The following is a 19129-nucleotide window of genomic DNA, read 5'->3' on the forward strand; positions in this document are numbered from 1 at the left end:
GGCCTGGTCTCGGTCTGTGGAGGTGATCCAGCCGCAGATTCCCCTACGGCTACCTTGTTACGACTTAAGCCCCCTTGCGGAGCCCAGATTCGACCGACGTTGCGTCGGCCTCATCCGGACCCCACTCGGGTGCTTTGACGGGCGGTGTGTGCAAGGAGCAGGGACGTATTCACCGCCGTCTTCTGAACGGCGATTACTACCGAATCCAGCTTCATGAGGGCGAGTTTCAGCCCTCAATCCGAACTACGACCAAGTTTCGGAGATTAGCGCCCCCTTTCGGGGTGGCATCCCACTGTCTTGGCCATTGTAGCCCGCGTGTCGCCCAGCACATTCGGGGCATACTGACCTACCGTTGCCCGTTCCTTCCTCCAGTTTGGCACTGGCAGTCCTCCTAATGTACCCAACCACCACAAGGGTGTTGCTGGCAATTAGGAGTGCGGGTCTCGCTCGTTGCCTGACTTAACAGGACGCCTCACGGTACGAGCTGACGGCGGCCATGCACCTCCTCTCAATGGCTCCAGTAAGCTCATCACACTGACCTTCACTGCACATTGTCGATGCTGGTGAGATGTCCGGCGATGAGTCCAATTAAACCGCAGGCTCCTCCGGTTGTAGTGCTCCCCCGCCAATTCCTTTAAGTTTCATCCTTGCGGACGTACTTCCCAGGCGGTCTGCTTCACGGCTTCCCTACGGCACAACACAGGCTCGTAGCCTGTGTCACACCTAGCAGACATCGTTTACAGCTTGGACTACCCGGGTATCTAATCCGGTTCGTGACCCAAGCTTTCGTCCCTCACCGTCGGATCCGTCCTTCCAGAGCGCTTTCGCCACCGGTGGTCCGTCCAGGATTACGGGATTTCACTCCTACCCCGGACGTACCCTCTGGATCTTCCGGTCCCAAGCCCCACAGTTTCCACCGGACGCCCGCGCGTTAAGCACGCGGATTTCCCGATGGACTTGCGAGGCCAGCTACGGACGCTTTAGGCCCAATAATAGCGGTCATCACTTGTGCTGCCGGTATTACCGCGGCGGCTGGCACCGGTCTTGCCCAGCACTTATTCTACCACCTCCTTACGGTGGTGAAAAGCGAGGACTATATGCCCTCGCACTTGGAGTCCCCTTATCGCACTCTCGTGCAGTGTAAAGGTTTCGCGCCTGCTGCGCCCCGTAGGGCCCGGAATCTTGTCTCAGATTCCGTCTCCGGGCTCTTGCTCTCACAACCCGTACCGATTATTGGCACGGTGGGCCGTTACCCCACCGTCTACCTAATCGGCCGCAGCCACATCCTATGGCGCCGCAACGTTTCCAGTTCGCGCCACTCCAGGCTGCGAACTGTATTCCGGATTAGCCTCAGTTTCCCGAGGTTGTCCGGATCCATAGGGTAGTTTGGCCACGTGTTACTGAGCTATCTGCTACGAGTCTGAACTCGTGCAACTAGCATGGCTAAATCGGACTCCAATAGCAATGACCTCCGGCAGGATCAACCGGAATGAATGCTATAAGTTTCCCCGGCAAAGCCGGGGAGATTGGCGGTGAATGTTGGTACACACTCACACATAAATGGTCCACGTTCGCTGACGACAGCCGGTCGCGACGACCGGTCGGGCGTCACCGAACTACCAAGGCTAACATCAGATCCCATCTGTACGGCGGACCGCAGGGGTAGGATCCTCATTTCCTTCGGACGTATTCGTAAGCCGTCAGGGATACATAACCCCTTCGAACTCGCGGCGTCCGAGATGACGGACCGGATTGAACGGCCCGTCGATCACGCGTTTGTTGCGTTCATATCCAACTGCCCTCGTACATATAAGGGCGTCGGATCGATCCCACGCCGAAAACCGCATCCGGCGAGGGCGTGTGCGATCCAAACTGAATACCCGGTTACGTATAAGGGCGTCGGATCACCGCGACCATAGTCGCCGGCCGCGAGCACGTCTTTTCCAGAACGCCCGTGTACGGATAAGGCCGTCGGATCGAACCGACGGCCGGACCGAGGGAGGGATATGAACCTACCTCCGCGCCGGGTTTCGGCCGGAGGGAACGTGGCGGCGTGCGCCACGTCGTTCGCATTAGTTTCGAAGACGGGGTTAATATATAAGGCCGTCGGACCGGAGCCGCATCGAAATCCGATACCATGGGACGGTTTTCCACGAGACAATCGTCGAGATGATACTAATAAAGATTCCCGTCGCTCGAGGGGTTCACGTCGGTCGCTCGGAGGATGTTACGCGGGCGGAGGTCGGCCGGTCATCCCACCCTCGAAGGTACGGTCGGGCCGGATGATACCCGCGTGGTCGAACTCGAGCACACACGCGCAAGAAGGTGTCGTGTAGGGTCGGCGACCGGGAGGAGACGCATCGATGCCGATAAACCACGTGCGTTGTAAGAGAGACACGAATGGTCCGGGACCCGTTCGCTTCGGAGACGTCGCCATCCGCGGAGGAAATCTGCTCCGCGCTGGACGATCCCGATTGCCGCGAAATAATTCGGAAGCTCGAGGAACCTATGACGGCGTCTGAGCTAACGAAACAATGTGAGATCCCACAATCGACGTTGTACCGGAAACTCGAATTGTTGACCGAGTCCACGCTGCTCGAGGAGACAACGGAGATTCGACAGGACGGACACCACGCGAGCAAGTATTTGGTCGCATTCGACGAAATCACGCTCGGCCTGGACGAGGATCGATCGCTGTCGGTGCAGATCGAGCGACCGGCCCGGACGGCAGACGAACGACTCGCGGAACTGTGGTCGGAGGTGCGAAAGGAAACATGAATCCGTTCCCAACGGGGCCGACCGAGACGATGCTCGCACTGGCCATCGTCAAGACGCTCGTTCTCGTGGTCGGGGGCGTCATCACGTATTTCGCGTTCAAAGCGTACCGCCGGACCCGGCAGCGAGCGCTCGGCTATCTCGCGGGCGGGTTCGGCCTCGTGACGCTCGGTCTGGTACTTGCCGGAATGTTATACGAGGTACTCGGTGTCGAACTCGCGACGGGAATCCTGCTCGAAAGTTGCCTGGTACTCGTCGGCTTTCTGGTGATCGCGTACTCGATGTACGTACAATAACGATCGCTGGCGGGGAGTTGCCGTGGGGCATCGAGGACTGGCAGGTGAGACTCGAACGATCCACCGGCAACGAACCGTATTCGAGCCGCGTGGACGGAATGACGACCGAATCGCGACCGAACACGGGACGACGCACGCTGACAGCGTCACCGATTCAGCGTGTGAATCGCATGGCCGAGTGCGTTTTCGGTAGCTTCCATCACCGACTCGGAGAGCGTCGGATGGGCGTGGACCGTCGTGGCGACGTCCTCGAGCGTCGCGCCCAATTCGATTGCGAGCCCGAGTTCGGCCACCAGTTCGGACGCTTCGGAGCCGACGATCGACGCACCGAGGAGGAACCCGTCTCCATCGTCCGCGACGACCTTGACGAAGCCATCGGTACGTCCGGTCGTCAGGGCCCGTCCACTGGCTCGAAACGGGAACTGACCGGTGGTGGTATCGAAGCCCGCCTCCTGTGCCTCGGACTCGGTCATACCGACGGTGGCGATCTCGGGATCGGTAAAGACGACGGCCGGCATCGCCTGATAGTCGATCGCCGCGGGCTCGCCGGCGATCACCTCCGCAGCGATTTTCCCCTCCATACTGCCTTTGTGTGCGAGCATCGGTTCACAGGCGACGTCTCCCACGGCGAAGATGTGATCGCTGTTCGTACGCGCGCGCGTATCGGTTACGATAAAGCCTCCATCATCGGTCTCGACCCCCGCCGCCGACAACTCGAGCGTATCCGAAACCGGTTCCCGCCCGACGGCGACGAGCACGTTCTCGACGTCGAACTCGAGGCGTTCGTCCGGAGCCGTTTTCGTACCGTCTGCGGTTTCATCCGTCGACTGCGTGGCGCGGCGCGCCTCGCTCCCTCCGTCTGCGGCGGCCTGCTCGGCCGGGTCGGCGACGACGCGGATTCCGCCCCCGTCGCGGTCGTGCCAGTTCGATGCGGTGTAGCCGAACTCGAAGTCGATCCCGAGTTCGGTCGCTCGCTGCTTTACGGGCCGTTTGAGGTCGTCGTCGTATCCGGGAAGGATCGAGTCGAGCATCTCGATGACGGTCACTTCCGTCCCCAGTTTGGCGAAGACGCTCGCGAGTTCCATCCCGATGTAGCCGGCGCCGACGACGACCAGCGAGTCGGGGACGGACTCGAGGGCCAGCGCTTGCCTCGAGTCGAGTACGGGCTCGTCGTCGAACTCGAAGTTCGGGATCTCGAGGGGACGAGAGCCGGTTGCGACGATCGCGTGTTCGAACTCGAGGCTCTCCGAACCCTGCCCGTCGCCACTGTGCGAGATGCGGACGGTGTTCTCGTCTGCAAAGCGGGCGGTTCCTTCTAACAGGGAGACCCCGTTCGCTTTACAGAGTTTCTCGACGCCGCCGGTAAGCTGGTCGACGACGCCGTCTTTCCAGTCCATCATCCCGGCGAGATCGATCGCGGGATCGGCGTGGATACCCATTTCCTCGGCGGTGGCAGCTTCGTGAGCGACGTTCGTGGCAGTAATCAACGCCTTCGACGGAATGCAGCCGTAGTTGAGGCAGGTCCCACCGTAGGCGTCTTTCTCGACGAGCGTAACGTCCAGGTCGAGTTGGCCGGCGCGGATCGCGGCCACGTAGCCTGCGGGGCCCGCACCGACGACGAGCACCTCCGTTCCGGTGGTGACGTCTCCGACGACCATCAGTTATTGTCCTCCATCGTGCGTGCAAATAGTGTGATCATGTTCGATAGCACCATCGTCGATCAGTCGAGCAAGAGGAGACTCGGGTTCTCCAGATACTCCATAACGGTGTTCATAAATCGAGCACCAACGGCTCCATCGATAAGTCTGTGGTCGAACGACAGCGACAGCGTCATCACCGAGCGGGGCTCGATCGATTCGGCGCCGTTCCCGTCGGTCACCACGCGCGGCTTGCGCTTGATCTCACCGATCGCGAGGATTCCCGCTTCGGGGTAGTTGATGATCGGCGTGGCGTACTCGCCGCCGATGCCGCCGACGTTGGTGATCGTAAACGTCGAACCGCGCAGTTCGCCGGGGCTGATCGTGCGGTCGCGGGCCTTCTGGACGACCTCGTTCATCTCCGAGGAGAGCTGTAGCAGCCCCTTGTGGTCGGCGTCTTCGACGACAGGAACCATCAGTCCGACGTCGGTCGCGGTCGCGACCCCGATGTTGTAGTAATCGCGGTAGACGATTTCCTCGGCTTCCTCGTCGATGACCGCGTTCATCTCGGGGTATTCTTTCAGCGCTGCCACGACGGCTTTCATGATAAACGGCATGTAGGTCAGCCGGATTCCGCGGTCCTCAGCGTGGGACTCGAGTTCCTCGCGAGCGGCGACGAGTTCGGTCACGTCGACCTCGTCGTGATGAGTGACGTGGGGTGCGCTGTACTTCGACTCGACCATCGCATCGGCGATAGTCTTTCGCACCCCGCGGAACGGTTCGCGGCGTTCGCGCTCGCCCTCGGCGAATTCGGTCCCTTTCGCCCCGACCTGCTCGCCGGCCTCGAGGGCCTCCCTGTCCGCCTCTTGAGCCTGTCGCTGCGCCTCGGCGTACTCTCGAACTGCTTCCGGCGTGACGAACGCGCCCCCGTCCCGCTTTTCGACTGCGGGAACGGCGTCGATATCGACGCCCTCTTCGTCGGCGATCCGCCGCGTCGCGGGGGCGGCGAGCGTCCCGTCGCGGTCCGCTGACTCGACCTGCGCCGGCGGTTCGGTCCTCCGGGAACTCGAAGCTGTCGTCCCGGCCTCGGTACCCGGTTTCGGAGCTTCGCCGGCGGCTTCGGGTGCACCGCTCGAGTCTTCCAGTCCAGATTCTGTCTCGTCGGCCGGCTGTCCGCCCGTCTGTGGCCGGGATCGGTCCCGTTGCTCGCCCGACTCGCCGTCGTTCGCCGCCCGCACGTCGGCCGCGGTAATGCGACCGCCGGGTCCGCTGCCCGGCACATGAGAGAGGTCGATCCCCTGCTCGCGGGCCATGCGACGCACTCGCGGCGGTGCGAAGATCCGATCGTCAGGCGGTGCAGCCGCCTCGGTGTCTGCCCCAGTAGCACCGGAACTACCAGCGGATGCGTCGCCTTCGACCCCCGACTCGCCGGATTCGACGCGGTCCGCGGGTTCACCCGTCCGCTCACCCTCTGAATCGGTCCCCGCGTCGACCGCTTCGTCCGTCTCGCCCGCAACGTCGAACGAGATGATCACCGTTCCAACGGGGACGACTTCGCCTGCTTCGACGTGTAGCTCGCGAACCGTTCCGTCGACCGGTGCGGGTACTTCCACGAGCGCCTTGTCGGTCTCGACCTCTGCGACAGGCTGATCTTCCGTGACCGGATCGCCTTCCTCGACTAGCCACGTGATCAGTTCACCCTCAGCAACGCCCTCGCCGACGTCCGGTAATTCGAACTCCCTGACCATGTTAGAACCCCACCGCATCCCGTATCCCGTCCTCGATTCGAGCCGCTTCCGGCAGGTAGTAATCCTCGAGCGCGTACAACGGAAACGGCGTGTCGAAGCCCGTGATGCGTTCGACCGGCGCTTCCTGGTACAGGAGGGCCTCCTCCTGCAGAGTCGCGGTGATTTCGGCGCCGAGACCGCCCGTCTTCGGTGCTTCGTGGACGACCGCGGCGCGACCGGTTTTCTTGAAGGAGTCGACGATCGTCTCTTCGTCCAGCGGTGACACCGTCCGCAAGTCGACCACCTCGACGTCGATTTCGCCCGCGAGGTTTTCGGCAGCCTCGAGGGTCGGCCGGGTCATCGCGCCCCAGGTGTAGACCGAGATGTCAGAGCCCTCGCGACGGACGGCTGCCTCGCCGATCGGCACCTCGTAGGATTCGTCGGGCACCTCCTCGCGGAACGCCCGATAGATCAGCTTCGGCTCGAGGAAGATAACCGGGTCGGGGCTTCGAATGGCACTCGTTAGCAGTCCCTTGGTGTCGTAGGGGGTCGAGGGGATGACGACCTTCAGGCCGGGCTGGTGGACGAACATCGCCTCCGTCGATTCGGAGTGGTGTTCCGGCGCGCGGATGCCGCCGCCGTATGGGGCTCGAACGACCAGCGGACAGGTGAACCGTCCCCTCGAGCGCGTGCGCAATCGCGCGGCGTGGGAAACGATCTGATCGAACGCGGGATAGATGAATCCCATGAACTGGATCTCGGGGACCGGCCGCATCCCGTAGGCGGCCATCCCGATCGCCGTCCCGACGATTCCCGACTCCGCAAGCGGGGTGTCGATCACCCGGTTCTCGCCGAACTCGTCGTACAGGCCCTCGGTGGCGCGGAAAACGCCGCCGTTCTGCCCGACGTCTTCGCCCATGACGACGACGTCGTCGTCGCGTTCCATCTCGGTTTGGAGGCCGTCCTGTACCGCCTGCACTAGCGTGAGGTTCTCCGACTGTGATTGTGCTGCCATAGTTATCCCTCCAGAAGCGCGTCGTCGCCGTGGTCTTCGCGGATCGATTCGAAGTACTCGAGTTGGTCCCGTAATCGCCGCGGCATCCCCTCGTAGACGTGTGCGAATATCTCCTCGGGGTCGGGACGTTCGGCCGACTCGGCCGCGTCGATGGCGTCGGTGACGGCGTCCTCGATTCGGGATTCGATCGCGTCGACCCGCTCGTCGTCCAGTACGCCGTTCGATCGCAGGTACGTTTCGAGTCGGGGGATCGGGTCCTTTTGTTTCCAGCGTTCGACCTCCTCGTCGGACCGATAGACGGAGGGATCGTCGGCCGTCGTATGAGCCCCGAACCGGTACTGGACCGCTTCGATCAGCGTCGGCCGCAGTTCGTCCGCATCGGGGTCTTTCGCCTTTTCGACGGCTTCGCGGGTGACCTTGTAGACGGCGAGCGGGTCCATTCCGTCGACCTGTACGCCCTCGAAGCCGTAGGCGCTCGCCTTCTGGGCGAGGGTATCGCTCGCCGTCTGGCGCTCGCGCGGGACGGAGATGGCCCACTGGTTGTTGTTGCAAAAGAAGACGGTCGGCGTATCGAAGACGCCAGCGAAGTTGAGCCCCTCGTGAAAGTCGCCCTCCGAGGTCGCGCCGTCGCCGAAGTAACAGACGAAGACCTTCTCTTCGTCGCGTAGTGTCGAGGCCCAGGCCGCACCCGTTGCGTGGGGGATCTGGGTCGCGATCGGGACGGCGACCGAGAATATGTTGACGTCTTCGGGCACGTAATTGCCGCGTTCATGGCCCATCCAGTAGAGCAAGGTGCGCTCGAGGGACAGTCCGCGAACCAGTCCCACGCCGTGTTCGCGATAGCTGGGGAAAACCCAGTCGTCGGCGTCCAGGGCGTGGGCGCTGCCGACCTGTGCGCCCTCCTGGCCAGACAGAGGCGGATAGGTACCCATCCGTCCCTGGCGCTGAAGGCTGACGGCGCGTTCGTCGAAGCGCCGTACGAGTCGCATCTGCTCGTACATCTCGACGAGCCGATCCTCGGAGAGGTCCGGGACGGTGGCTCCCTCCCTGACCCTGCCCGCTTCGTCGAGGACCTGTACTCGTTCACGGGGATCGCGCTGTATCGTGCTCACGGGAAGACCCACCTGCACATACCCCAGTGAACTATCGCTCAGGGTAAAGGATTTTCCCAAGTAGTTTACTATCAATGAGATTCTTGCCAGGCATCCGCAGAACCACCGTGCAACGGGCGACTGTAGTGGACGTAGGTGGACGGATGTGGTTATTTTTTAGCATTCGTCGAATTTAATGTCCGGGGCAGGGAGAAGACTGGACGAACTCGGAGTTACTCGACAGACGTATCGGCGGGGACGGGCTGGGCAGATGAGTCGACGTACCGCTCAGGATTCGGACTGTCGTGGCGGTATCCGGCGCGCATCGGCTCTCGCGTCCGCGACGCTTTTTCCCTCGCGCAAAACGGCATCGACGAACAGTTCGCCGGCCTTGTACGACGAACGCACCATCGGGCCGCTGGCACAGTATAGAAATCCTAACTCCTCTTCGGCGACGCGACGCCACGTTTCGTACTTGTCCGGGTGATCGTAGCGACGAACCTCGAGATGATCGCGCGACGGCCGGAGATACTGTCCGAGCGTGACGATCTCGACGCCGCGCTCGCGTACATCCGTCAGCGTCTGGTAGACCTCGTGGTCGTACTCGCCGTGGCCGAGCATGATCGAGGTCTTCGTGTAGATGTCCGATTCGCGCTCGACGCACTCGAGGACCGAGAGGCTCTGTTCGTAGCCCGCGCGGCGATCGCGGACGGGATATTGCAGGCGCTCGACCGTTTCGACGTTGTGGGCGATCACGTCGGGTTCGGCGTCGATTATCTTCCGAACGAGGCGCTGCTCGCCCTGAAAGTCGGGAATCAAAACTTCGACGAGGATACCGGGGTGGCGGGCCTTGATCTCGCGGATCGTCTCGGCGAAGTGGCCGGCACCCTGATCGGGGAGATCGTCGCGGTCGACGCTCGTGAGGACGACGTAGTCGAGGCCGATTTCCGCGACGGCGCTCGCGACGTTTTCGGGCTCGTCGGGATCGAGCGGCTCCATCCCGCCCGTTTTCACGTCACAGAAGTTGCAGGCTCGAGAACAGCGATCGCCCATCAGCATGAACGTCGCCGTCCCGCCACTATCGCCGTCTCCCGGTCCATCGTTTTCGGCGGGGTCGGTGCGTCCTGACCAGCATTCGCCCAGGTTGGGACAGTTCGCTTCCTCGCAAACGGTGTGTAGATCGTGTTCGCGAAGCGTCTCCCGAATGCCGGCGAATTCCCGGCCCGATGGAGGTCGACTCTTTAGCCAGTCGGGCTTTTGCGCACGGCTCATGGTTCTTCATTAGGTCGGACAGTGAAAAACCGTGGCAATCCTGCTATCATCTCCGCAGAGACGCGGTCGAACGAACCGTCAAATCACCTGAATCACCCCAACACTGCCGGTAAGCAGTCCATTACCCCGATAGCTTTACGAACGGGTACGGAATAGGCGGGGGCGATGCCCCTTGGCTCGACGCGCGACTGGTTCCACGCGAGCGACGACGAGAGCATCGTCTGGGAAAGCCGTCCGCATCCGATCACGATGGGGGCTGGGCTACCGGTCGGAGTCGCGCTCGCACTTGCCGGATTTCTTATCGCCGGCTGGAGCGGGACCGACGGCATCGGTCTCCTGACGGTCTTCGGCGTTTTCATTGCAGTCGTCGGCGCGGTCGTCGCGCTCACCCGCTACCTCGTCTGGACGACTACCCGCTACGTCATCACCTCCTCTGAACTGTACAAGAAACGCGGCGTCGTTTCGAGAAACGTTACCCAGTTCCGTCTCGATCGAGTCCAGAACACCAGCCTACGCCAGTCAGGGATCGGTCGCCTATTGGGGTACGGCGACCTGACTGTCTCTACCGCCGGTTCCGGTGACCCGGAGATGACCCTCGAGCGCGTGCCGCGGCCAGATCGGGCCAGCAGCCGGATACGCGACCAGCTCGAGAGCATCGCAACGGACAGGTCGACAATATAACTGTTTTCGGTTCGGGTCGTAAGAACATTATATCAACGGTTGTTTGTGTGTGACGAAATGGTGTCACAGCCGGCAGCACTCGAGACCACCGCCGGATCGCGTCGTTCGACCGTCGCGGCGAGTGCTGGGTCCGGGGTGTTCGCCGCCGTGATCGGGTATCTCGTGACGTACGCGCTGATCAGTGGCGAGATTCGCGAGAATACCCCCGATATCGTCGCCGAAAACCTCCCCGAATGGAAGGGGGTCGCCTGGTACTTCTATAACGCCCACATGATCGACATCGAGACCACCGGCAGTATCGGATCGTGGGGAAGGACGGATACCGTGAACTTCATCGCCGAGTCGAGCAGTTCGAACGCCGATCTGTTGTACGTCGTGCCGCCGCTCGTGTTGCTCGCAGTCGGGGTGTTTCTCGCCGTGCGATGGAACGGTAGCGATTTCGGCGAAGCCGTCGTCGTCGGGGCACCTGTCGCAATCGGTTACGCCGTAGTATTGGGCATCGGTGCGGTCGTGTCCGAGTACAGCGCCGAAGGCACCGCGTTCGGAATCGAGGCGAGCAGTTCGTTTGCACCCGCGCTCGTGCCCGCCGTCTTGCTCGGTGGAATTATCTACCCGCTCGTGTTTGCCACCGTCGGAGCGGCGCTGCCCGTCGCCGTCCGCAAGCGGTAACCGAGCTTCACACCCCGTTTCGAGAACAGGTCCGATCACGGCTGCGACCGAAGCGATCGAGCGGATCGCACCGACAGGCGGGGCGGCAGGCAGCCCGTAAGCGGGTAGGGCGAAGCGGCGTCGGACCGGTCCCCGGTCGCCCGGGCCGGGACAGAAACGCCTTTCACCCGGCACTCCTCGTTTCCGTGTGATGGAGGTCGCCGAGGTTCTGCCCGAATTTGCCGACGCCTTTGCCTTCGATGAGTTCAACCGGATGCAACGTGAGGCGCTGCCCGCACTGCTCGAGCGAGACGAAAACGTCGTCGCGAGCGCGCCGACGGCCTCGGGGAAGACCGCGCTCGCGGAGCTGGCGATCTGTAAAGCCCTTTCCGACGGCGGCACGGCGCTGTTTATTGCGCCGCTTCGAGCCCTTACGAACGAAAAGGAAGACGACTGGGACCGCTTCGAGTCGCTCGACTACTCGGTCTACGTCGTCACCGGCGAGCGCGATCTGAATCCTCGCCGCGCGCGCCGAGCGGATATCCTCGTGATGACCCCCGAAAAACTCGACTCGGCGACCCGGAAACACGATTCGCGACGCTACGACTTCGTCACCGACATCGACGTCTGCGTCATCGACGAGGTGCACCTGCTCGACGCCGACCGCCGCGGGTCAGTACTGGAGGTGACGATCTCTCGCCTGCGCCGGCTCTGTGACCCCCGCATCGTCGCGTTGTCGGCGACGATGCCGAACGTCTCCGACGTAGCGGCGTGGCTCAACGCCCCGGCGGAGACGACCTTCGAGTTCGGCGAGGAGTACCGGCCGGTCGAACTCAACGCCGGCGTCAAGACCTATACCCACGGCGATAACTCCTTTGCGGACAAGTACCGCCGCCTGTACCGGGCGCTGGATCTCGCGGAACCCCACCTCCGGGAGGACGGCCAGACGCTCGTCTTCGTCTCCTCCCGACAGGACACCGTCCAGGCCGCCAAGAAGGCTCGGGACGAGATCGCCGAGCGAGACGTCCCGATCGGCGCTCGCGGCGACTACGATTTCCACACCGAATCGAAAGACGAGATCGACGACGCCACGCTCCGCAAGTCGGTGCTCGACGGCGTGGCCTTCCACCACGCCGGGCTCTCGAAGAACGACCGCGACCTCGTCGAGGAGTGGTTCAAGGAGGGCCACATCGAACTGCTCTTCTCGACCTCGACGCTGGCCTGGGGCGTCAACCTGCCGGCCCGCTGTGTCGTGATCCGGGACACGAAACACCACGATCCCCTCGAAGGCGAAGTCGACATGAGCCCGCTCGACGTCTTGCAGATGCTCGGCCGCGCCGGCCGACCGGGGTACGACGACGTCGGCTACGGCTGGGTCGTCTGCGACGCCGCCGAGGCGGACAAGTACCGCCGACTGCTCCGCGACGGAAAGGAGATCGAGTCGCGCCTCGCAGAGAGCCTCGAGACCCACCTGAACGCCGAGATAGCGATGGGGACGATCACCGATCTAGAGGACGTCATGGACTGGCTCGAGACGACGTTCTACTACGTCCGCGGCCAGTCACGACCCGACGACTACGACTTCCCGAACCTGCGCCAGCGGGTTCGAGACTGCCTCGAGGGGCTGGTCGATCGGGGGTTCGTCGAGACCGGGGAGGACCTCTCCATCGAGGCGACGCCGCTCGGGGTACTCACCTCGAAGTACTACCTCCGGCTTGACACGGCGGCACACTTCGCCGACCTCTGCGATCGCGCGACATCCGGCAGGCTCGAGGCCGAGGACATCCTCGAGACGGTTGCGACCGCAGAGGAATTCGATTCGGTTTCGGCCCGTCAGGACGAACGCGACGCGGTCAACGCAGTGCTCGTGGGCGCGGATACGGACGACCTCGACGCGGGCCAGCAGAAGGTGCTCGCGATCCTCCGCGGGGCGGCCAGCGGAAGCACGCCTGCGGAACTTCGCAGCGACGCCTGGGTCATTCGGCGCAACGCCACGCGGCTCATCTCGGCGCTCGGTGCCTTCCTTGATCGGTTCGTCGGCCCCCACGCGGCGAACCTCGCGCGTCGAGTCGAGGCCCGTATCGAGAACGGCGTGGCTGAAGATGCGGTGGGGCTGACCGCGATCGACGGCGTCGGCCCGGGCCGGGCGAGCAAGCTCGCGACGGAGGGCGTGTCGACCCCCGGCGACGTCGTCGAGACGGGCGTCGAGGGGCTAGTCAACGCCGGGCTCTCGGACGGCGTCGCAGAGCGCGTCTACGAGGGCGCACAGTCGCTTCCCTCGATCGAACTCGAGTGGGGGCAGTTCCCCGACGTGATCGCGGCGGGCGAAAACGAAGTCTGCGAGGTCACGGTGCGAAACGTTGGCGAACCGGCGCGCGCCGGTATCCGGGTCACCGTCAACGGGGTCGAAATGACGAGTGCGAACACGTACCTACGCGACTCGGAGACCGTCCCTGTCGGCGTTTTCGGTGCCGACGCCGAGAGCCTCGAGTTTACCGTCAGCGTCGCCTTCCCCGAGACGCCGCTGTTACCGATCGAGGCAAGTCGGACGGTCGACGTGCGGTAGCGCCGCTATTCCTCCGCCGTCAACTCGAGCACACATTCCCGAAGCGCCGCGGGCGAGTCCACGATCTCGTCGGCGGGCGAGCGGTCGATGTCGCCGTGGGCCTCGATCCGGTAGGCGACGACGACGGTTCCGGCTCGAGCGGCCGCCTCGATCCCGTTTTCCGAGTCTTCGACGACTACGCACTCTGCGGCAGGAACGCCGATCTCGTCGGCCGCGTACGCGAAAACGTCCGGGGCTGGCTTGCTCGCGCCGTCGATGTCGTCGGCGCTGATGACGCGATCGAACGACCCCTCGAGGTCGAAGCGCTCCGTGACCATGCCGATCCAATCGTGGGGTGACGAGGAGACGAGCGCGGTGGGGACGCCGCGGTCGTCCAGTTCGGCGAGGAGGTCGTGGAGGCCGTCCAGCACCTCGGCGCGTTCGGTGTAAATCTCCTCGGCGGCTTCGTCGAACCGCTGGATGAATTCCTCGCGAGAGATGGCCGTCCCGTACTCCTCGTCGAGATAATCGTAGATCTCTCGGAAGTTCATCCCGCTCGTTTCGGCGAGATCGACGTCGGCGTCAGGGACGGCTGCGGGGAAAATCTCCTCGCGCTCGATATCGACCCAGTAGTCCTCACTATCGACCAACACGCCATCCATATCGAACAACACAGCAGACATGTACACCAGGGTAGTTGGTCGTCTCGTATAGCCATTTGGCACGCCGTCGTCGGCGATACGTCGAGGCTGCCCGGAATCGCTGTTAGCCGAAGAGCTCGCTGCAGCGTTCGGACCCCATTCGCCTGTGACCTCAGCCGCCGCGACCTCGCCGAGATCGCACTCGAGACCTCACAGCGCCAGATCGATCTCCGGGTGAACGCCGTCGCGGTGAGAATATCGCCGTCGACGAACGCATCGTCGACCACGTCACAGCGGCGGCCTCGTCGCGGTTCGACGACGCGGCTGACTCTCAGTCGGTACGCTACTATCGTGGCCACATTTACCATGTTACAGCCCAACACACCATACGATGACTACCACGCTATCTCGTGTGACGAACGAAGTCGTCACACTGCGCGTACTCGAGGCGACCTTCGCGGCCGTCGCCGCGACAGCCGGTTCGTTCGCCTACGCTGGACTCAGTCCGGCGTTCGTCGGCGAACCTGCGGCCAGGGTCGTCACGAGAGCTATGCCGGCCGTGATCGTCAACGCGGCCCTCGACGCGCTCGGTCCGCTCGCACAGCCCACGAGTTTCGCACTCGCGCTGGCACTCGTCGTCGCCGTCCTGACCGTCCTCGTCTTCGCGACTCTTCAACTCGAGGCCGCAGTCGACATCCAGTACCTCGCGGTGGCGCTTACGGGCGGCGTCGTCTGGGTGCTCGCCGTCGTCGCCACCGGTGCGCCGGTGGCCGCAGTCGCTGCCAGCGCACCCGCTGCGGGGGTCGTCGGGATCGTCGAAGTCCTCGCAGCGAACGACCCGCTATCCGTCCGCAGGGATCGGACCGTCGACCGATCCAGACGAGCCACGCTTCAGGCCGGCCTGGCGACTCTCTCGTTTGCCGGCCTCGGTTACGTCGTCGGCCGACGTCGCACGCCCGATTCGAGCGTTCAATACCTCGATGGAGGAACAGGACCGCCGACCGCCGAACAGAAACTGTTGACTCGGGCGCGAAACGGCGCATTCGACCTCCCCGACGCACCGGGTCTGATCAGCGAAATCGGCGGCTTCTACACGGTCGACATCAACTCGATCGATCCGGTCGTGGATCGAGACGACTGGTCGCTGTCGATCACCGGCGCGGTCAGCTCCGAGACGGAACTCGAGTACAAAGACCTCCGTGATCGCGACGCGACCCGGTTCTATAGCACGCTTCGCTGCGTCGGTGAGTACCTGAACGACCGCGAGATGGACACCGCCGTCTGGACCGGGGTACCCGTCGCCGACCTGCTCGACGAGGCCGACGCCGACGACGCGGCGGAATACGCCGTGGTCCGGGCCGTCGACGACTACTGGAACACGGTCACCCGTGAAGCCCTCGAGCGATCGTACATCGTTTACGGGATGAACGGCCGCGTTCTGCCACGCGAACACGGCCACCCGGTTCGCATGCTCGTCCCGGGCAACTGGGGTGAAGTGAACGTCAAGTGGATCAGCGAGATCGAACTCACCGACGAGGATCGAAGCGGCTACTGGGAGGAACGCGGCTGGGACGGAACGGGCGAGGTCGAGACCGTCGCAAAGATCTGGTCGGTCGATCGCACTGAAGACGGTACGATCACCGTCGGTGGTCACGCCTACGCGGGGCTTCAGGGCGTCCGGGCGGTCGAGGTTTCGACTGACGGCGGAACCACCTGGACCGACGCCGAACTCTCCGCACCGCTCGAGGGGGAACCTCACGACGTCTGGCGACAGTGGCGCCATACGTTCGAGCCGACCGGCGACAGTCACGACGTCGTCGCCCGGGCGATCGACGGGACCGGAACGGTTCAGACCGAATCCCCGTCGGGACCGAAACCCGACGGACCGACCGGGTGGGCCTCGGTGACGGTCGAACGATAAGCCGCCAGCAACGGGAGGGGCAAGCGAAACGAGCGCCGTCACCCTCGGTCGCGAGGCAACGAGGTACCACAACGCTTTCTGGATCGGTTCGTCCCGCGATTCTCGAGACCGGACGGAAAGAATGGGTATTCGGGCGGGGTACGAAGCAACGCATCCCGGAGAGAAGCGTCGACAACGCTTGGCGGACGATCCTGTGAGACCACACTCGCTCGACAGTGGTCGCGCACCGCGCCCGTTCGCTTCCCTCGCTCGATACATCATCGGCTCACCGGACGTTGTCGACCCGCCCTCCATCGATCGGCGTTGAACGGGCCACAAACCGGGGAAAACGTCCATCAAATGGCCGCAACTGCTCGAAAATCGGGTTCACGGCATCCCCCCTTGAAGTTCATCCGAGCGTCGAGAGTCAGTTGCGAGCTATGAAACGAACGACCATCATCGCAGCCCTGTGCGGAGTACTGATCATGGCAACCGGGTTCGCTGCAGCAGCGCCCGGAAATGCACCCGCGCCCGTAGATACGGGCGCGGACGATGCCGACGAACCAACCGCTGCTCCCGACGGCCAGCCACACGCCAACGGATACGAGAACCGAAACGACAACGAATCCGCGTCCGCCACTCCCGCTGACGAACGCAACGGACAGGGGCCGGCCGTTGGCCTCCCAGATCAAGTCCCCGATCACGTCACAGCGATCCACGACCGAATTTCATCGTACTTGAGCGGTGATCTCGAGGGATCCCTCGGCGACGCCATCAGCGAAGTGACGCCGGGTAACGGTGACGACGAGGCCGACGAAGACGATGAAACGGATAGCGGCGACGGCGCCGGTGAAACCGAGTCCGAACAGGATGAGAGCGACGGCGAAGTCAGCGACGATACCACCGAGAAGTCGCAGTCGAACGAAGACGAACAGTCCGTCGACGAACAGAACGACTCGGAGGAGAGCGGAAACGAGTCCGACAGCAGCGACGAATAGATCATCGCGTACAAACTCACCATGCCACCATTCGCTCAGCCTGCGCCGATCGGCCTCGAGGACAGGGTGCTCTCGTTCGCCGTGAGCCTGCTGGTCGGCGGTGGCGCGCTGTACGCCGGCACCCACGTCGTCTCGGAAACCGGTGAATACGCTCACGCAGTGTTGACTGCACTGTTCGGCGCACTTGCATGGACCGTCCTCGCGGCGATCCCGCTGCTCGGGTGGCTGCTGGCGACTGTCGCGTGGGTCGGCGTCGTCAAATGGCGATTCCGACTCGGCTGGCTACGGGCCGCTGCAGTCGGCATCGTCGCCTGGGCGGCCGCAGTCGTCGTCCTCGCAGCCCTCGAGTTGATCGGCGTCGGTTCGGTCTCGGCACTCGGCGTCCCGGGTGCCTAAATCAATCCCGCTGACGGTTCGGAGCGCTTCGGAATCGCTACTGACCCTCCTTCTTTCGCTCCCCGCTGACGCTGCGGCCCTCCGCGCTTTCGAGTGTCCGTTGCATTGCGAATTGGACACCGCAAGCCTCCGTTCGCTGGTTCGTTCGCTGACGCGAAAGGTCGACTTTCGTGTGGTTTAAGCGATGGCACGCGCATCGAGCGGTATGAACGGTCGCGTCGGGGTAACGGTCGTGATCGTCGCGATACTTCTTACAGGGACTGTACCGTTCGTTACCGGGGTAGGGGCGACGGAGGTGAGTCAGTCGCAGTCGAACCCGTTTACGCTCCAAGAGGATCGAATCGACGCGGACGAGGTTCGCATGGACGTTCGGCTTCGAGCTAACGGGACCGCCGAGTGGACGCTCGAGTTCTGGGTCCGGCTGGATGACAACGAGAGCACGACGGCGTTCGAGTCGCTGCGGGACGACATTCGAGAGGATCCCGAAAATCACACGCGGACGTTCGCCGAACGGATGACCGAGACGGTCGACGTGGCGAGCAATGCGACGGGGCGGGAAATGACCGCCGACGAGTTCGACGTAAGCACCGAGCGTCAGTCGTTCGCGCGCTCGTACGGGGTCGTCAGGTACACGTTCGACTGGCACGGGTTCGCCGCCGTCGAGGGCGACGAACTGCGCGCTGGCGACGCGATCGAAGGGATATACCTCGACGACGGAACGCGACTATTGATCGAGTGGCCGAACGAATACGAGCGAGCGTCGGTCACGCCAGATCCGGACGAGGAACGCGACGAAGCCGTGATCTGGCGCGGGGGCGAAACGGACTTTATCTCCGGGGAGCCGCGGGTCGTCGTCACCGCCGCGGGTGCCGGCCCGAGCACCGCGATCATCGCGGGAATTGCGGTCGGAGTGCTCGGATTCGGCGCCGCCCTGGCGTGGTGGTACCGTACCCGCACGCGGACTGCGGATCAGCCCATCGGCGGTACCGGAGATTCGGTACCTGAGTCCGATTCCGGTCCTGCGTCCGGTTCCGGCACCGATTCCGGTCCTGCGTCCGGTTCCGGCACCGATTCCGGTCCTGCATCCGGTTCCGGCACCGATTCCGGTCCTGCGTCCGGTTCGGACGTCGCCACGGCAACCGCGACGGCCGACGACTCGAGGACGAGCGGGTCACCGGATATGGAACTTCTTAGCAACGAAGAGCAGGTCCTTCGTCTCCTCAGAAACCACGATGGCCGGATGAAACAGCAGGCCGTCGTCGAGGAACTCGGCTGGACCGACGCGAAAACGAGCAAGGTCGTCAGCGGACTGCGGGAAGAGGAGAAACTCGAGTCGTTCCGCCTCGGTCGCGAGAACGTACTCTCGCTACCCGAGAGAGACGAGGCGGGACCGAAGACGAAGGCAGCGACCGACAACGACGGTGACGAAACGGAATGAGACGACCATATGCAGACGGCAGGATGGATCGGACGGCGAAGGCAGATCAGGCAGAATCGGCGAAATCGA

15 protein-coding genes and 1 rRNA gene are annotated in these 19129 nt (G+C 63.4%); 9 read left to right on the forward strand and 7 right to left on the reverse strand.

The window, feature by feature from the left end:
* Positions 1-17 precede the first annotated feature (17 nt).
* Positions 18-1491: ribosomal RNA gene (locus tag HYG82_RS33175) — 16S ribosomal RNA — on the reverse strand.
* 909 nt (positions 1492-2400) lie between these two features.
* Between HYG82_RS33175 and HYG82_RS33180 the strand changes: the two genes are divergently transcribed.
* Positions 2401-2778, forward strand: a complete 378-nt coding sequence (locus HYG82_RS33180) for a winged helix-turn-helix domain-containing protein (RefSeq protein WP_179261311.1) — start codon at positions 2401-2403, stop codon at positions 2776-2778.
* A complete protein-coding gene (locus HYG82_RS33185; protein WP_179261312.1) occupies positions 2775-3071 on the forward strand; it encodes a DUF7521 family protein in 297 nt (98 codons plus the stop codon). Before HYG82_RS33180 ends, HYG82_RS33185 begins: the two co-directional genes overlap by 4 nt.
* A gap of 146 nt (positions 3072-3217) precedes the next feature.
* Here the strand turns inward: HYG82_RS33185 and HYG82_RS33190 are convergent, their stop codons facing one another.
* From HYG82_RS33190 to lipA, 5 genes are all read right to left on the reverse strand, one after another.
* A complete protein-coding gene (locus HYG82_RS33190; protein WP_179261313.1) occupies positions 3218-4729 on the reverse strand; it encodes a dihydrolipoyl dehydrogenase in 1512 nt (503 codons plus the stop codon).
* Between the two features lie 62 nt (positions 4730-4791).
* Positions 4792-6456 (reverse strand): 2-oxo acid dehydrogenase subunit E2, encoded by a 1665-nt coding sequence (locus tag HYG82_RS33195; RefSeq protein WP_179261314.1) that lies wholly within the window; start codon positions 6454-6456, stop codon positions 4792-4794.
* A gap of 1 nt (position 6457) precedes the next feature.
* A complete protein-coding gene (locus HYG82_RS33200) occupies positions 6458-7450 on the reverse strand; it encodes an alpha-ketoacid dehydrogenase subunit beta (protein WP_179261315.1) in 993 nt (330 codons plus the stop codon).
* Between the two features lie 2 nt (positions 7451-7452).
* Entirely contained in the window at positions 7453-8562 is a 1110-nt protein-coding gene (pdhA, locus tag HYG82_RS33205; protein WP_179261316.1) for a pyruvate dehydrogenase (acetyl-transferring) E1 component subunit alpha, read from the reverse strand.
* A 267-nt stretch (positions 8563-8829) separates the two neighbouring features.
* Entirely contained in the window at positions 8830-9813 is a 984-nt protein-coding gene (gene lipA / locus HYG82_RS33210) for a lipoyl synthase (protein WP_179261317.1), read from the reverse strand.
* 165 nt (positions 9814-9978) lie between these two features.
* On the opposite strand from lipA, the gene HYG82_RS33215 reads away from it, so the two are divergent.
* From HYG82_RS33215 to HYG82_RS33225, 3 genes are all read left to right on the forward strand, one after another.
* Positions 9979-10494 (forward strand): PH domain-containing protein, encoded by a 516-nt coding sequence (locus HYG82_RS33215; protein ID WP_179261318.1) that lies wholly within the window; start codon positions 9979-9981, stop codon positions 10492-10494.
* A 57-nt stretch (positions 10495-10551) separates the two neighbouring features.
* The gene (locus HYG82_RS33220) at positions 10552-11163 is read left to right on the forward strand and encodes a DUF7978 family protein (RefSeq protein WP_179261319.1); all 612 of its coding nucleotides are present in this window, start codon (positions 10552-10554) and stop codon (positions 11161-11163) included.
* 190 nt (positions 11164-11353) lie between these two features.
* The gene (locus tag HYG82_RS33225; RefSeq protein ID WP_179261320.1) at positions 11354-13708 is read left to right on the forward strand and encodes a DEAD/DEAH box helicase; all 2355 of its coding nucleotides are present in this window, start codon (positions 11354-11356) and stop codon (positions 13706-13708) included.
* 5 nt (positions 13709-13713) lie between these two features.
* Here HYG82_RS33225 and HYG82_RS33230 read toward each other — a convergent pair whose 3' ends face one another.
* Positions 13714-14370 carry an HAD family hydrolase gene (locus HYG82_RS33230; RefSeq protein ID WP_179261321.1) on the reverse strand — a complete coding sequence of 219 codons (657 nt, stop codon included), beginning with the start codon at positions 14368-14370 and terminating at the stop codon, positions 13714-13716.
* A 349-nt stretch (positions 14371-14719) separates the two neighbouring features.
* Between HYG82_RS33230 and HYG82_RS33235 the strand changes: the two genes are divergently transcribed.
* The 4 genes from HYG82_RS33235 (at position 14720) to HYG82_RS33250 (ending at position 19060) form a co-directional block, all read left to right on the forward strand.
* Positions 14720-16249: a molybdopterin-dependent oxidoreductase gene (locus HYG82_RS33235; RefSeq protein WP_179261322.1), complete on the forward strand. Its 1530-nt coding sequence runs from the start codon at positions 14720-14722 to the stop codon at positions 16247-16249.
* A 419-nt stretch (positions 16250-16668) separates the two neighbouring features.
* Positions 16669-17226, forward strand: coding sequence for a hypothetical protein (locus tag HYG82_RS33240; RefSeq protein WP_179261323.1), 558 nt, complete (start codon positions 16669-16671; stop codon positions 17224-17226).
* Positions 17227-17247: 21 nt separating this feature from the next.
* The gene (locus HYG82_RS33245) at positions 17248-17622 is read left to right on the forward strand and encodes a hypothetical protein (RefSeq protein ID WP_179261324.1); all 375 of its coding nucleotides are present in this window, start codon (positions 17248-17250) and stop codon (positions 17620-17622) included.
* A gap of 205 nt (positions 17623-17827) precedes the next feature.
* On the forward strand, positions 17828-19060 hold the full coding sequence (locus tag HYG82_RS33250; RefSeq protein ID WP_179261325.1) for a DUF7345 domain-containing protein: 1233 nt from the start codon (positions 17828-17830) through the stop codon (positions 19058-19060).
* Positions 19061-19129 lie beyond the last annotated feature (69 nt).

The organism is Natrinema halophilum (assembly GCF_013402815.2).
In the GTDB taxonomy this organism is placed as follows: domain Archaea; phylum Halobacteriota; class Halobacteria; order Halobacteriales; family Natrialbaceae; genus Natrinema; species Natrinema halophilum.

What these genes read in the sequence shown, in the direction of transcription:
- HYG82_RS33235 (WP_179261322.1), top strand. Translation starts at nt 14,720, where the DNA reads ATGACTACCACGCTATCTCGTGTGACGAACGAAGTCGTCACACTGCGC.
- HYG82_RS33200 (WP_179261315.1), bottom strand. Translation starts at nt 7,450, where the DNA reads ATGGCAGCACAATCACAGTCGGAGAACCTCACGCTAGTGCAGGCGGTA.
- HYG82_RS33180 (WP_179261311.1), top strand. Translation starts at nt 2,401, where the DNA reads ATGGTCCGGGACCCGTTCGCTTCGGAGACGTCGCCATCCGCGGAGGAA.
- lipA (WP_179261317.1), bottom strand. Translation starts at nt 9,813, where the DNA reads ATGAGCCGTGCGCAAAAGCCCGACTGGCTAAAGAGTCGACCTCCATCG.
- HYG82_RS33220 (WP_179261319.1), top strand. Translation starts at nt 10,552, where the DNA reads ATGGTGTCACAGCCGGCAGCACTCGAGACCACCGCCGGATCGCGTCGT.
- HYG82_RS33190 (WP_179261313.1), bottom strand. Translation starts at nt 4,729, where the DNA reads ATGGTCGTCGGAGACGTCACCACCGGAACGGAGGTGCTCGTCGTCGGT.
- HYG82_RS33250 (WP_179261325.1), top strand. Translation starts at nt 17,828, where the DNA reads ATGAACGGTCGCGTCGGGGTAACGGTCGTGATCGTCGCGATACTTCTT.
- HYG82_RS33245 (WP_179261324.1), top strand. Translation starts at nt 17,248, where the DNA reads ATGCCACCATTCGCTCAGCCTGCGCCGATCGGCCTCGAGGACAGGGTG.
- HYG82_RS33230 (WP_179261321.1), bottom strand. Translation starts at nt 14,370, where the DNA reads ATGTCTGCTGTGTTGTTCGATATGGATGGCGTGTTGGTCGATAGTGAG.
- HYG82_RS33185 (WP_179261312.1), top strand. Translation starts at nt 2,775, where the DNA reads ATGAATCCGTTCCCAACGGGGCCGACCGAGACGATGCTCGCACTGGCC.
- HYG82_RS33195 (WP_179261314.1), bottom strand. Translation starts at nt 6,456, where the DNA reads ATGGTCAGGGAGTTCGAATTACCGGACGTCGGCGAGGGCGTTGCTGAG.
- HYG82_RS33225 (WP_179261320.1), top strand. Translation starts at nt 11,354, where the DNA reads ATGGAGGTCGCCGAGGTTCTGCCCGAATTTGCCGACGCCTTTGCCTTC.
- HYG82_RS33215 (WP_179261318.1), top strand. Translation starts at nt 9,979, where the DNA reads ATGCCCCTTGGCTCGACGCGCGACTGGTTCCACGCGAGCGACGACGAG.
- HYG82_RS33240 (WP_179261323.1), top strand. Translation starts at nt 16,669, where the DNA reads ATGAAACGAACGACCATCATCGCAGCCCTGTGCGGAGTACTGATCATG.